The 13,430-nt window shown below is 40.3% G+C and carries 11 protein-coding genes and 6 tRNA genes; 14 read left to right on the top strand and 3 right to left on the bottom strand.

Annotation, left to right across the window (positions count from 1 at the left end; genetic code table 11):
• Positions 1-7: 7 nt before the first annotated feature.
• Positions 8-673, bottom strand: coding sequence for a Bax inhibitor-1/YccA family protein (locus C2869_RS17600; RefSeq protein WP_108604184.1), 666 nt, complete (start codon positions 671-673; stop codon positions 8-10).
• Positions 674-992: 319 nt separating this feature from the next.
• Between C2869_RS17600 and C2869_RS17595 the strand changes: the two genes are divergently transcribed.
• The 12 genes from C2869_RS17595 (at position 993) to C2869_RS17540 (ending at position 9,644) form a co-directional block, all read left to right on the top strand.
• A tRNA-Ser gene (locus C2869_RS17595) sits at positions 993-1,083 on the top strand.
• 36 nt (positions 1,084-1,119) lie between these two features.
• A tRNA-Ser gene (locus C2869_RS17590) sits at positions 1,120-1,210 on the top strand.
• 282 nt (positions 1,211-1,492) lie between these two features.
• Complete coding sequence (gene uvrY, locus C2869_RS17585; RefSeq protein WP_108604183.1) at positions 1,493-2,137, top strand: UvrY/SirA/GacA family response regulator transcription factor; 645 nt, start codon at positions 1,493-1,495, stop codon at positions 2,135-2,137.
• Between the two features lie 16 nt (positions 2,138-2,153).
• Positions 2,154-3,983, top strand: coding sequence for an excinuclease ABC subunit UvrC (uvrC, locus tag C2869_RS17580; RefSeq protein ID WP_108604182.1), 1,830 nt, complete (start codon positions 2,154-2,156; stop codon positions 3,981-3,983).
• 113 nt (positions 3,984-4,096) lie between these two features.
• Positions 4,097-4,645 carry a CDP-diacylglycerol--glycerol-3-phosphate 3-phosphatidyltransferase gene (gene pgsA / locus C2869_RS17575; RefSeq protein ID WP_108604181.1) on the top strand — a complete coding sequence of 183 codons (549 nt, stop codon included), beginning with the start codon at positions 4,097-4,099 and terminating at the stop codon, positions 4,643-4,645.
• Positions 4,646-4,762: 117 nt separating this feature from the next.
• Positions 4,763-4,838: transfer RNA gene (locus C2869_RS17570), tRNA-Gly, on the top strand.
• Between the two features lie 126 nt (positions 4,839-4,964).
• Positions 4,965-5,038: transfer RNA gene (locus C2869_RS17565), tRNA-Cys, on the top strand.
• 67 nt (positions 5,039-5,105) lie between these two features.
• Positions 5,106-6,152, top strand: coding sequence for a succinylglutamate desuccinylase (locus C2869_RS17560; protein WP_108604180.1), 1,047 nt, complete (start codon positions 5,106-5,108; stop codon positions 6,150-6,152).
• Positions 6,153-6,318: 166 nt separating this feature from the next.
• Positions 6,319-6,405, top strand: a tRNA-Leu gene (locus C2869_RS17555).
• Between the two features lie 4 nt (positions 6,406-6,409).
• Positions 6,410-6,485: transfer RNA gene (locus C2869_RS17550), tRNA-Gly, on the top strand.
• 789 nt (positions 6,486-7,274) lie between these two features.
• Complete coding sequence (locus C2869_RS17545; protein WP_159084223.1) at positions 7,275-8,783, top strand: hypothetical protein; 1,509 nt, start codon at positions 7,275-7,277, stop codon at positions 8,781-8,783.
• Positions 8,784-9,167: 384 nt separating this feature from the next.
• Positions 9,168-9,644, top strand: a complete 477-nt coding sequence (locus C2869_RS17540) for an acyl-CoA thioesterase (RefSeq protein ID WP_108604178.1) — start codon at positions 9,168-9,170, stop codon at positions 9,642-9,644.
• Positions 9,645-9,677: 33 nt separating this feature from the next.
• Here the strand turns inward: C2869_RS17540 and C2869_RS17535 are convergent, their stop codons facing one another.
• Together C2869_RS17535 and folX are read right to left on the bottom strand one after the other, a co-directional pair.
• Positions 9,678-10,583 (bottom strand): TIGR01777 family oxidoreductase, encoded by a 906-nt coding sequence (locus C2869_RS17535; protein WP_108604177.1) that lies wholly within the window; start codon positions 10,581-10,583, stop codon positions 9,678-9,680.
• Positions 10,584-10,639: 56 nt separating this feature from the next.
• Positions 10,640-11,002 (bottom strand): dihydroneopterin triphosphate 2'-epimerase, encoded by a 363-nt coding sequence (gene folX / locus C2869_RS17530; RefSeq protein ID WP_108605110.1) that lies wholly within the window; start codon positions 11,000-11,002, stop codon positions 10,640-10,642.
• 121 nt (positions 11,003-11,123) lie between these two features.
• Between folX and C2869_RS17525 the strand changes: the two genes are divergently transcribed.
• Together C2869_RS17525 and C2869_RS17520 are read left to right on the top strand one after the other, a co-directional pair.
• Positions 11,124-12,239 carry an AI-2E family transporter gene (locus C2869_RS17525; RefSeq protein ID WP_108604176.1) on the top strand — a complete coding sequence of 372 codons (1,116 nt, stop codon included), beginning with the start codon at positions 11,124-11,126 and terminating at the stop codon, positions 12,237-12,239.
• Between the two features lie 100 nt (positions 12,240-12,339).
• Positions 12,340-13,428 carry an efflux RND transporter periplasmic adaptor subunit gene (locus tag C2869_RS17520; protein ID WP_159084222.1) on the top strand — a complete coding sequence of 363 codons (1,089 nt, stop codon included), beginning with the start codon at positions 12,340-12,342 and terminating at the stop codon, positions 13,426-13,428.
• Positions 13,429-13,430 lie beyond the last annotated feature (2 nt).

The raw sequence follows: 13,430 nt of genomic DNA, 5'->3' as shown, positions 1-13,430 counted from the left end.
TACTAAATTAGTCGTCGCTACTAAAAGCACCGATTAAATGAAGTAGTGAAGTAAATAAGTTATAAATGTTTAAGTACAAGCCTACCGTTGCGCGAATATAGTTAGTTTCGCCACCGTTTACGATACGGCTAGTATCAAACAAAATTAAGCCAGACATAATTAAAACAACAGCAGAGCTAATCGCTAGGCTCATGGCTGGGATTTGCAAAAAAATGTTAGCAATGCCAGCAACAATAACCACGATTAAACCTATCATTAAAAAGCTTCCCATGAATGAGAAATCTTTCTTAGTAGTTAATGCGTAGCCTGATAAGCCAAAAAACGCTAATGCTGTTGTGCCTAAAGCTTGAGCAACAATGGTTGGGCCACTAGGTAGTGCAAGGTAGTGGTTAAGTAAAGGCCCAATTGCCAATCCCATAACACCAGTAAATGCGAACACCCAGTAGATACCCGCAGCACTGTCTGCTTTTTTATTAACTACAAACATTAAGCCGAAACCAATTAATGAGAAAACTAAGCCCATCATATGGCTAAAGCCCATTGCCATAGAGATACCCGCCGTTACCGCACTAAAGGCGAGTGTCATGGCTAATAAGGTGTAGGTATTACGCAATACCTTATTGGTTTCAAGAACCGAAGCAGAACCTTGAGTATAGATAGTTCTATTTTCCATTTTGTTTACCCTCATTTAACGTTGTCACTTTAAATTATAAAGTGTTTGAGTGTTTAAAATAATTTTACTAGATGGTACTTGATATAGTTACTAACGCAATCCTTTTCAAGATCATCTTTAACTGACATATTATGACATTGAGCTAACAATTCAACCTTATTGATGATATTTTCGCTAAGTGAACAATTATTAAGCTAACGGACCTAATATTTGCCATTTGGATAAAGTTTTCATGAATTAGCTCTTTACAAGCTAAGTTTAAGGTCTTAATATGCGCGCCGTTCCAGTGACTCGTCATGGGAACAGATAATTTGATTGCGGTGAGATGGCTGAGTGGTTGAAAGCACCGGTCTTGAAAACCGGCATACGTTAATAGCGTATCTAGGGTTCAAATCCCTATCTCACCGCCACTCTTTCAAATTATCGTATTTGCAATTTAAAATTGCGGTGAGATGGCTGAGTGGTTGAAAGCACCGGTCTTGAAAACCGGCATACGTTAATAGCGTATCTAGGGTTCAAATCCCTATCTCACCGCCACTCCTTCTGTGTATCATCAAGTTAATAATTACCTCCCACACTCAACGTTAATAATTTTTTAAAATTATGTTAATCAGTGTGTTTATTTAGATCTTATCTGTTTAATTATCGGTAAACGATATAAACGCTGGCTTAGCGCTTAATCTTTTCGTTTTCTGTCAAATAATTCTCTTTACAATTCATAATATTTTGTTAACTTCGTTAGATAAATAACCTTAGTCTCGACGGGCAATTTGTGACTGCTCAGTGACTTACTTCATATCTTGTTGTTAGAGGTGTCTCTTGATAAACATATTACTTGTTGATGACCACGAGCTTGTGCGTACCGGAATCAAACGTATTTTAGAAGATGTGCGTGGCATTAAAGTAGTAGGTGACTCAGAGACGGGCGAAGAGGCCGTTACCTTTTGTCGTAAAAATAACCCTGACGTTGTGCTAATGGATATGAATATGCCAGGTATTGGTGGTATTGAAGCGACAAAAAAGATTTTACGCTTTTGCCCAGACACCAAAGTGATCTTTTTAACAGTTCATACTGAAAATCCAATCCCGGCGAAAGTTATGCAAATTGGTGCAGCAGGTTATTTGACTAAAGGTGCCGGTCCAGACGAAATGATTAAAGCGATCCGTCAGGTCAATGCAGGGCAGCGTTATTTAGCGCCTGATATTGCTCAGCAAATGGCACTAGGGCAAATCAGTGGTAACGAAGATAACCCATTTGACTCATTGTCAGAGCGCGAGTTGCAAATAATGCTGATGATCACTAAAGGTGAGAAAGTTCAGGATATTTCTAATCAATTAAATCTTAGTTCTAAAACCGTTAATAGTTATCGTTATCGCATGTTTGAAAAGTTAAATATTAGCGGCGATGTTGAACTTACCCATTTGGCAATCCGCCATGGTATGCTAGACGCTAACAAATTATAAATTTTTTGTTTAGTCAGTGAGTCACATCCCTTTCGATTATAAAGCTTTCCTTGCTACATTAACTGAACAACCTGGCGTGTACCGTATGTACAATGAGGCTGGGGATGTTATTTATGTTGGTAAAGCTAAAAACCTTAAAAAGCGCGTTTCATCTTATTTTAGAACCTCAGTCAATGAAGTTAAAACCATAGCGCTCGTCAATAATATTCATCAAATGGATATTACGGTGACGCACAGTGAAACCGAAGCGCTCATTCTTGAAAATAATTATATTAAGCAGTACAAGCCTAAATATAATGTATTGTTGCGGGACGATAAGTCTTATCCTTATATTCTGGTAACGGCGCATCAACACCCGAGGATCACCTTGCATCGCGGCAGTCGTAAAGAAAAAGGCAGTTATTTCGGACCTTACCCTTCTGCCGGAGCCGTGCGCGATAGCTTAAGGTTAATGCAAAAAATTTTCCCCGTTCGTCAATGTGAAGATTCGTATTATCGTGCGCGCAGTCGTCCCTGCTTACAACACCAATTAAAACGTTGCTCGGCACCTTGTGTACCTGGATATGTAACCGATCAAGCTTATGATGAACAAGTTCAGTTAGTGAAATTGTTTTTGCAAGGTAAGGATACTCAGGTTACTGAAACGTTAGTCAATAAAATGGATGAAGCCAGTCAGCGTTTGGCATTTGAAGATGCGGCTTTGTATCGCGACCAAATTAATGCTTTGCGTAAAGTACAAGAGCAGCAGTGGGTGAGTGGTGATCATCAAGAGCTAGATATTTTAGGGTGTTATGTCAACTTAGGTATCGCTTGCGTTTTTGTGTTATTTATTCGCGAAGGGAAAATTCTGGGTAGTAAAAGTTATTTTCCTAAAATGCCAAAAGATGCCAACGAGCAGGAAATATTAACCGCCTTTGTGACACAATTTTATTTGTCAAATGATCATAATCGCAAGCCGGGTAAAGAAATCAATTTACCGTTTGAAATTAACGAACAGCAAGGTTTAGAGCAAGCTATAAGCGATTTTCATGAAAGCAATGTGCGGATCGTTGTGCCACAACGCGGTGAAAAAACGCGTTATATTAAACTGGCCAATACTAATGCTCAAACCGGTGTAGAAAGTAAACTTAGCCAAAATTTATCAATTAAAAAGCGCTTTGAAGCATTAGATGCAGCCTTAGAATTAGCTGAGCCTATTCAGCGTATTGAATGTTTTGATATTAGCCATACGATGGGACAACAAACAACGGCTTCTTGCGTTGTATTCAATCGAGAGGGCCCGCTAAAAACCGATTACCGGCGCTACAATATTGAAGGTATTACGCCTGGTGACGACTACGCGGCCATGGCTCAAGCATTAGCTCGGCGTTTTAGAAACGCGACCGACCCAGATAAAATCCCTGATGTGCTATTAATTGATGGCGGTAAAGGTCAATTAGCACAAGCTGAAAGTTATTTTGTTGATTGGCAGTATAAGCAACCGACATTAATTGGCGTAGCAAAGGGCACAAGTCGCAAACCTGGCTTGGAGACATTAATCATGGCGGGTAATCACCAAACCATTCAATTGGATTCAGGTGAACCTGCGCTGCATTTAATTCAGCATGTGCGAGATGAGTCGCACCGTTTTGCCATTTCAGGCCATCGTAATCGGCGCAATAAAGCGGCTAAAACATCTAAATTGGAATCTATCCCTGGTGTTGGGGCAAAACGTCGCCAAGCCATCATTAAACATTTGGGTGGTTTGCAAGGTGTTTTACAAGCAACAGTTGAAGAAATCGCAAAAGTGCCTGGAATTAGTGCCCAGCTAGCACAAGTTGTTTATGATCATCTGCGCGATAAATAAGCCGGTAATGTGCGATTTATTTTTTGCTTTTAAAAAAAGTATTGGCTTAGCGCTTTACCTTGAGAAGGATAATTGAGACTATCCGCCCTGTTAGATTTTTAAAGTAAATTTTCATGTGGAATATACCTAATACGCTAACTACGCTGCGGATTATCATGATCCCAGTTTTTGTAGTCACGTTTTATTTACCCTTTGAATGGGCTCATTTTTCGGCTGCGGTTATCTTTGCTGTTGCGGCTATCACTGATTGGCTAGACGGATATTTGGCCAGAAAATTGGAGCAACAAACTGCGTTTGGTGCTTTTTTGGATCCTGTCGCCGACAAGTTAATTGTTGCTTGTGCCCTTATTTTGTTAACTGATTATTTTCAAGCTTGGTATATCACGTTTGCGGCCATCGTTATGGTTAGCCGAGAAATTTTGATTTCGGCCTTACGCGAATGGATGGCTGAACTTGGACAACGTGGCTTAGTGCAGGTTAGTTCGATTGGTAAATGGAAAACCTGGGCGCAGCTAATGGCGCTGACGGGATTAATATCTGGCGAGCAAGGATGGGTACAGTGGGCAGCCTTGGTATTATTGTATATTGCGGTGGTTTTGACATTTTGGTCGATGGTCGTCTATTTAAAAGCAGCATGGCCGCAAATAACGAACGAAAAATAAACAAATTGCATATGCTTTAAGCAGATAGCAAAAAGATTAAAATAAATGATTGACTCGCTTAAATATATTTGTAGAATGCGTCTCCGTTCTCAAGGAGTTATCTCCTTAGCGAATTAAGCGGCTGTAGCTCAGTTGGTAGAGCACAACCTTGCCAAGGTTGGGGTCACGAGTTCGAGTCTCGTTAGCCGCTCCAATTTCTCGGAGCTTAACCTAGTTAAGTTTGAGTAGGTCGACCCAGAACAAGCTTGGGTCACGAGTTCGAGTCTCGTTAGCCGCTCCAAATTTCATTTTTGTATTACATCTGTAATCACATCATATCGGCGGAATGGCAGAGTGGCCATGCAGCGGATTGCAAATCCGTCTACCTCGGTTCGACTCCGGGTTCCGCCTCCATACTCTACAAATCAACTATAATCTAACTACGACAATACTTTTTCTGTTTTAACAGTTGGGTTAGGCTTTGGCGAGTTGTCACTTTAATTTATTTGATGATCTGTTAACTCAATGTTCACGTGAAGTTTTACTTTACGCTAATCCTCACTGGCAATTTTTTCGTTTGACAACAGGGATCTACTCGATAATCCCTACATCCATTAACTATCAATTATCTGCGGTTATTATTTCGTGTGGGCTTCATGGCAATGAAACAGCGCCAATTGAGCTAAATCAAGTTTGGTTACAAGGAATACTCGACGGAGATTGGCAACCAATACGCCCCATACTGTTTATTGCAGGAAATCCCAAAGCGATTTTTCACCATACTCGGTTTATTGATTATAACCTTAATCGTTTGTTTGCGATTAAGCGTTCAACCCAACAAGAAAAAGAAGCGCAAGGCTATGAAACGCGACGGTCGCAACAAATCAAACAAGCGGTAGAGCACTTCGTAGGCTTAACTCACTCTGTAAATAAACGTCTCAGACTGGTTCATTTCGATTTACATTGCTCAATTCGCTCCAGCCATTATCCTTTTTTTGCCGTGCTGCCTGTGGTGTTAGGGGAGCAAAGCAAATGGAATATTTACCGTTTTTTAGCCAATGCGTCGATACAAGCGGTTATCAACATGCATAAAGTGGTGCCGACATTTAGTTGTTATACGGCAATTAAATACCATGCGTTGTCAGCCACAATTGAATTAGGCCAAGCAGTACCATTTGGCTGTAATGATCTAACAAAACTTGAGTCATTCAGTCAAAAAGTCATTCAATTTTTAACGAGTACCAAAATACCGCTAAAAACCGGCACTGATTTCAATCAATTACAGGTATTTAACGTGAGCGAGCAGTTAATAAAAACCCATGCCGACTTACGCTTTAATTTTGCCAACGACGTGAAAAATTTTAGCCAGATTGCTAAAGGCCAGTTACTCGGTTGGCAAAATGGCAAACCGATTCAGGTTTCTAAAAATACATACCTCGTATTTCCCAATCCTAAGGTTAAAATTGGTCAGAGGGCGCTTTTGCTGTTAGAAACTGAATATCCAGACGTAGAAGCTACTAAAAATTGAACAAATTGACTGTTTTGTAAGCAAACAGTTTCAACTGCAAAAAAACTTTCAAAAAAGGGCTTTACATGAAAATAAAAATCCGTAGAATGCCGCGCCATACCTGCTACGGGACAGTTCGAAAAGTTTTGTAGTTTGTACCACTTAATCACTTTTAGTGAAACCCGATGCCCGGGTGGTGGAATTGGTAGACACAAGGGATTTAAAATCCCTCGTTGGTAACAACGTGCCGGTTCAAGTCCGGCCCCGGGCACCATTAAGCGGCTGTAGCTCAGTTGGTAGAGCACAACCTTGCCAAGGTTGGGGTCACGAGTTCGAGTCTCGTTAGCCGCTCCAAATTCCCCTCTTATTCAATATCATAATTTAAGTAAAAACTATATCTTACGATAGTTTTATGTCGACGCAGAACAAGCTTGGGTCACGAGTTCGAGTCTCGTTAGCCGCTCCAAATTCCCCTCTTATTCAATATCATAATTTAAGTAAAAACTATATCTTACGATAGTTTTAGGTCGACGCAGAACAAGCTTGGGTCACGAGTTCGAGTCTCGTTAGCCGCTCCAAATTCTCCTCATTTCGTCAATACTGCATCTAACTACAACTTATGTCACGGCGTAGGATCTCATTAGCCCCTTGGACTTTTCAATTTATCCAGTTTGCCTATTTTCGATCTAGCACTTCGATGCAAAAATTATGACCTGTTGAGCTCGTTATTATTAACAATCTAAGTAGATAAACGGGCAAGATTAAAGACCCGTTCCATTGTAGGGCCGAATTTATTTCGGCTAATACAAGGTTTGTCGATATAAAATTGACACTACAATTTAGCAAATGTTTATAAATTTAACCCTTTAAAACTTTTTAGTTAAGGTACTAGTTTTCTTTCAATAAGCATTTTTTATTAGGTTACTCGAATAGCAGTCATTAGGTGATTAAATTGGCTTATCTTATTTTCAGTCCGAAGCTTGCGGTACGGTGTTTTGCAGCATGTGCCGTGATTTAAGCCTTAAACACAATAAAATCAGTAATTATTGCCGCTCAATGCCAGTGCTAGATTGTTTTATGTTTCAACGTTGTTAAAATGGCAAGCAGCGTTACGCGGTAATTTATAGGATATGTTCGCAATCAATGGCAGAGAAGAAAAATCAAGAGTTAAGACGCTTTAACCAGTATAGAACGGAACGACTGTCTGCTATTCCCACAATGGCTAGCGCTATATCAAAAAAAATTGCTGATTTTAAACAGCAGTATATTCGCTTAGTCACGGATGCTACCCAATTCTTTGAGAACTATGTTGAAGAACACCAGCGTTTAGAAAGTTTAGTTACTAGCATTCGACAATACCAAGAACAGGTTGACCTGCTAAACAATTATAAGAAAGAAAAAGGTAAGCTGCCGGTTATTCGTGGTCAAAAGTCATCAGAGCGCTATTTAGAGAAGTTATTGCGCTTAAGAGACAGTGCTAAATCTGATAGACAGCAACTGCTAAAAAAAATGTCAGATGATAAGGCCAAACGATACGAGCAATTGGATAGCCTAACCGATAACATTTTGGATTTACTCGACGGGCGAAAAATATTTAGTCAATTTTTAGGGACTATCGCTTTATCTTCTCCGTTACCTGATGAAGTTGTTCGTTGTGTTAGAAATGAAAAATATAAGCCTATTTACATCACAGCGTTAATTGTCGCTTTATTTGAAGAAGTTAGGCGTAATCATCAATTTAAGCATCCTTATTTACGCGAAAATTTAGAAGATATTTTTACAGAACGCTCTATGTGTTTCATGGCGGATGAGCCAAATCAGCTTGATCCGCAAGGGCGCATGAAGTATCGCGAAGAAGTATTAAAACCGATTGCTAAGGTTGCATTAGTTCACGCTATAGGTTCTTACTCGCCTGAAGTTGAAGCTATTTTCAATGGTGACCGTTATCGGGTTTTAAGCCAAGATGAACGTGACCAAATGCTGAAAACCATGCGCAAAAAGTCACTTGATTATTTACGCTTAGGTATTGGTTTACCTAATAAAAAACTTGATACTCGTGAAGAGAGAAATGCGTTTGTCGAGTATGAAACCCGTAAAATGGATTTTATGTTGGCGATGATGGATGCAGAACGGTCACATAGTCAAGAATTACGAAACTTATTACGGATACCCATGACCTATGGGTCGTTTATTTTAAGTACTAAAGCTGAGCATGATTATCGACAGGTTTATCAAGCTTATGACTTTATTCAGCAAGCAATAGAAGAGCGCACTTTTAGCCGGTTATTCGGTAAGCTATTTTTGGATATGGTCGGCCGTTTTCCAGTGGGTAGCGGTGTTTATTTTTATTGCACCGAAACCAAAGCATTAGAAAAGGGTATTGTTTCATCACTTTACCCGTCTAACCCTGAATTACCTATTGTTAAACAAGTGACTCGTAATCAGCAACAATCATTTAGTCAAACTGAAGTCATTATTTCACCACAGTATAATTTTTATTTTGAAGCTTCGCGTGTTAAATCGGGTTTGGATATGCGCATTCTGAATCGCCGCTACAAAAATGAATACACTTGGAATCCAAATGAATTGTGGGAAACGCAAATACCTGCGATTGTCTTTTGGCGTAAAGACGGCAGTGTTAAAATCAATTAATTGCACCAAGTTGGAAAATACCAGTCGATGCACTCTTGTGGTGCTGCACTTATTTTGTGCTTAGCTCTGACTTAACTGGCCGTATAAGCCAATGACTTATTCATTCTGCTAGCTAGATTGGGATAAAATAGTGTAGGCGAGCATTTATGCTTGCAGAGCTAACAAGCCAGTTTATCTACAAAAAGTTTATTATTTTGTCACATTTAGAACGAAATTTATCCGCGGTGTAAGAAAGCAGGATCGTCAGCAAACAAACTTTTTATTTTCTTACTCACTTCGTTACTAATTGGAATACATCCTGCTAAGTTGAGTTTATGGCCAGTTCATCTGGTGTTTTATTTAATTTTCATCCATATTTAATGTTGCCAACGGGGGAGAAACATTATGGAACCACGTCAAAGAGAAATAACGTTAAGATTTTTAGCTGAACCACAAGATGTTAACTTTGGTGGTAAAGTACACGGTGGCGCCGTAATGAAATGGATAGACTTAGCCGCGTATGCCTGTGCAGCCGGCTGGAGTGGCCGTTATTGTGTGACAGCTTATGCAGGTGGGATCCGCTTTGTGGCACCTATTCATGTTGGTAACCTAGTTGAGGTTGGTGCGAAAGTCATATACACAGGTCGCTCTTCAATGCACATTGCGTTAGAAGTTAATGCCTGTGATCCTAAATCCATGAATCGTCGCTTAACCACGCATTGTATCGTTATTATGGTTGCGGTTGACGAGTCAGGGCAACCGATTAACGTACCGGAATGGGTGCCAGAAACCGAAGCTGATAAAAAACAGCATGCCTCTGCGGTTAAGTTGATGGAAATGCGTAAACAAATTGGCGAAGAGATGCAAATTTACGTTGAGTAAATTTTAGATCAATACGCTCTAGCTTCGCGTTATTTAATGTCGATGCGGTTTAGATAAGTGCTGTAAAGCCGTGTCGATATCTGTAAATCTAAATTCAAAACCTTCCTCTAGTAATCGAGTCGGCTTTACTTTTTGCCCTGTTAGCATGAGATCGGACAATTCACCTAAGATTAAGCGTAACATAACGGCTGGCATTGTTAGCCAACACGGGCGGTTTAACGCGCTTGCTAGTGCTTGACTAAAGGCTAAATTATTTACTGGGTTGGGTGCGGTTAGGTTGTATACGCCACGAGAGCTTTCATTATTTAACAAGTAAATAATGGCCTCCACCATGTCGTCAATATGGATCCAGCTCATGACTTGCTGCCCTGAACCTAATGCTCCACCAGCGTAGAGCTTAAAAGGCAAACTCATTTTTTTCAATGCCCCTTCACGTCCTAACACAATGCCGGTTCTGAGAATACACAGGCGAGTGTGTTGTTCGACTTGCTTGGCAACGCGCTCCCATTTTTCACATACCTCATAGGTAAATTCATGATGAGGTTGGCTAAACGTTTCATCTATATCAATATCAGCAGCTTGCCGACCATAGTAGCCTATGGCTGATCCTGAAATAAAAACTTTGGGTTTTATTTTGGATTTTTCAAATAAGTCGACAAGTTGCTGAGTTATGTTCCAGCGACTTTGTTTTATTCGCCACTTTTGACGATTAGTCCAATATTTATCTGCGATTGGCTCGCCAGCCAAATTGATCACAGCATCAAACTGGTTTAACGAGGGTAATTTATTTAAGTCATCAATACAGCTAATATCATGGCCAAATCGGTCGAAACATAAGCAAGATTGTCGAGACACTACCGTAATTTTACTATGGGCTTTAAGTTGCTTAATTAGATTAGAGCCAATAAAGCCGGTACCACCAGTGATGAGAATATGCATAATTGCTTGACGAAAATGTCACCTTTATATCGATGTTTTAAGTATAAGTTCTCTACTTACTTTTGCCAGCTTAAACACAGTGAAACAGAATCGGCAAACCGCAATGCATGTGGCTTATCTACTTCCACCTCTACTTGTTCAATCCAAGGGTGGTCACGACAAATATCGATAACATCTTGGGTTAATTTTTCTAATAATAAAAAACGACCATCTTCCACATGACGGATAATACGTTTGGTTATAGTTTTATAGTTGACTGCGTCTTGTACGTTATCGGTTGTTACAGCACGGTCGGCGCCGTAGTAAATGTGGGCATTGATCACCACGTCTTGTTTGTTTTCTTTTTCCGATTGGTTAAAACCAATATAGGTACGCAGTCTTAAATTTTTTATACTGATCCGGGCTAGGTTTTTGCTCATATTTAGTTTACTGTCGGGCTTATTAACGTTAGTCACATAATTAACGATCATTTAAAACAACAATACACGCTCATGTGGCATTGTTAAAGTGAATTACTAATAACTTCATGGACTTGGCATCATGCAATTCAATTCTCAATTTACCGCCGTTAGTAAGTTATTGCTGACAGTAGCCGCCATTATTATTATTTTTGCTGGTGTCAGCGGCGCATCTGCTATTTTAGAGCCATTTTTGTTATCGGTTTTTGTGGCTATTACCTGTCAGCCTTTAATTAATTATTTAGCGAAATTTAACATCCCTAAGGGGATCGCCGTATTGCTCGTCGTGTGCATGATAGTACTAGTTGGTATGACGTTGACTGGCGTAGTTGCTCAATCGATGAGTAAATTTAGTGCTGATATCCCTGTGTATAAAGCGCAATTACAAAATGAATTTACTTGGTTAGTCGAGACCTTGGCTGTTTATAACATAGTGTTAAATAAATCGTTTGTGCTTGAGCATTTTGACCCCAGTGCAGCAATGTCAGTCGCCACAAATACCTTGTCTGGTTTAAGTAACGTACTGGCTAACTTTTTTCTAATTTTACTGACCAGTGTTTTTATGCTGTTAGAAGCCGATTCATTAAAGAAAAAATTGCATGTCGCGTTTGATGATCCAGCCATGCATATCGAGAAAATCGATGGCTTTCTTGAGTCGGTAAAACGTTACCTAGCCATTAAAACCGTCGTTAGTTTAGGAACGGGGATCTGTGCTAGTGTATTGTGTTGGGCGGTTGGCGTTGACTACTTTATTCTTTGGGGTTTGTTGGCGTTTTTGCTTAATTATATTCCGACTATTGGTTCTATAATTGCAGCGGTACCGGCGATATTGTTAGCTTTATTGCAAGTAGGCCCTGGCGGTGCAGGTATGATCACTGTGGGGTATCTAGCGATCAACACAGTGATGGGCAATGTCGTTGAGCCCAAGTATTTAGGTAAAGGGTTAGGTATATCGACTTTGGTTGTGTTTTTATCCTTGGTTTTTTGGGGTTGGTTGTTAGGTACAGTGGGCATGCTGTTGAGTGTACCCTTGACCATGGTAGTTAAAATTGCATTGGAGTCTAATGAAGAAACCCTTTGGCTAGCTTTGTTAATTTCCAGTGGGGATGAATTGGATGAGGTAGTGGCATCTACAGAGGCTTCAACTGAGGTTTTACCTCCAGAAAACGCAAACTCTCATCAAGATAAGATTAGTTAACATTTAAATCGGTTAGTTGCTTTGCTCGTTACTGTATACTTGATTTCTATCTCGGTAGAATAACGAGTTTTCGTTTGCCATGGAATTTAGGGTTTCCCGCATGTCATGTTTTTCACGATTTTTCTTCACTCCTGTTGTCGTCAGTTTATTGGCTTTTTCCAATCTATCACAGGCTAATCCAGAACAACCGCCAGCCTTAGTTCACGTTGATGAAATTAAAGCTAACGATATTCCTGCTCGTGTTTGGCGCAGTGCGACTGTTGTCAGTCGAAATGACGCCATGGTAGCCAGTCGAGTGGCTGGGCAGGTCGTGTGGCTAAAAGAAGCCGGAGATAAAGTCGAGCTTGGCGACAAGTTAATAAAGCTTGACGATAGTGGGTTAAAGCTTGATTTGGCGACACAACAGGCCAATATTCGTGGGCTGCAAGCCCAGAAAACATTCTTACAAAAAGAAGTAGAACGCCTTACTCGACTTGCATCTCAGAACAATGCTTCTAAAACCTTATTGGAGCAACGTACGTCCGAGCTAGATACGACCTTGGCAAAAATAGATGCAGTAAATGCGGATATAGCAAAAGTGCAATTACAATTGGCTTATAGTCAATTACAAGCGCCTTTCTCCGGTGTTGTGACTAATCGACTGAGTCAAGTGGGTGAGGTAGTGAGTCAAGGCGATCCATTATTGCGGTTAGTGGATACGAACAATATTGATATTAAAGTTATGGTTCCTATTGCGGCATGGCAATTTGTTCAACCTAACATGCAAATTGAAGTTGATTCTGATTTGGGACAGGCTCAACTTAAAGTACGTAAAGTTGTCCCTGTTGCTGATAGTCAATCTCGACTCATGGAAGTTTTGCTCGATGCTAGTCAAACCAACTGGCCTGTAGGGGGAAATGCTAAAGTCGCTGTTCCTTTACCAAAATTAGACAAAGATGCCGCTTTTCTTGTACCACGAGATGCCTTGGTATTGCGTCGCGGACAAAACTCCGTTTTTGTTGTCAAAGATAACCTAGCTCAACAAGTGCCTGTTGTTGAAAGTAATGGTTATGGCCAATGGATTGCGGTTAAAGGCGACCTAACTGTGGGGCAGGCTGTAATCATTCGTGGGGCAGAACGCTTGCGCCATGGCATGCCTGTATCCGTTAAACAAGATAACAGCAAACTAGTTAATGTGCGGGAGTTGTAAGT

It is taken from the genome of Saccharobesus litoralis (assembly GCF_003063625.1).
GTDB lineage: Bacteria > Pseudomonadota > Gammaproteobacteria > Enterobacterales > Alteromonadaceae > Saccharobesus > Saccharobesus litoralis.
Note: the sequence above shows the minus strand (reverse complement) of the source record. Positions and strands in the feature narration are given on the sequence as shown.

Coding starts and splice junctions, on each gene's coding strand:
- C2869_RS17600 (WP_108604184.1), bottom strand. CDS start 673: ATGGAAAATAGAACTATCTATACTCAAGGTTCTGCTTCGGTTCTTGAA.
- pgsA (WP_108604181.1), top strand. CDS start 4,097: ATGTGGAATATACCTAATACGCTAACTACGCTGCGGATTATCATGATC.
- C2869_RS17545 (WP_159084223.1), top strand. CDS start 7,275: ATGGCAGAGAAGAAAAATCAAGAGTTAAGACGCTTTAACCAGTATAGA.
- C2869_RS17540 (WP_108604178.1), top strand. CDS start 9,168: ATGGAACCACGTCAAAGAGAAATAACGTTAAGATTTTTAGCTGAACCA.
- C2869_RS17535 (WP_108604177.1), bottom strand. CDS start 10,583: ATGCATATTCTCATCACTGGTGGTACCGGCTTTATTGGCTCTAATCTA.
- folX (WP_108605110.1), bottom strand. CDS start 11,002: ATGAGCAAAAACCTAGCCCGGATCAGTATAAAAAATTTAAGACTGCGT.
- C2869_RS17525 (WP_108604176.1), top strand. CDS start 11,124: ATGCAATTCAATTCTCAATTTACCGCCGTTAGTAAGTTATTGCTGACA.
- C2869_RS17520 (WP_159084222.1), top strand. CDS start 12,340: ATGTCATGTTTTTCACGATTTTTCTTCACTCCTGTTGTCGTCAGTTTA.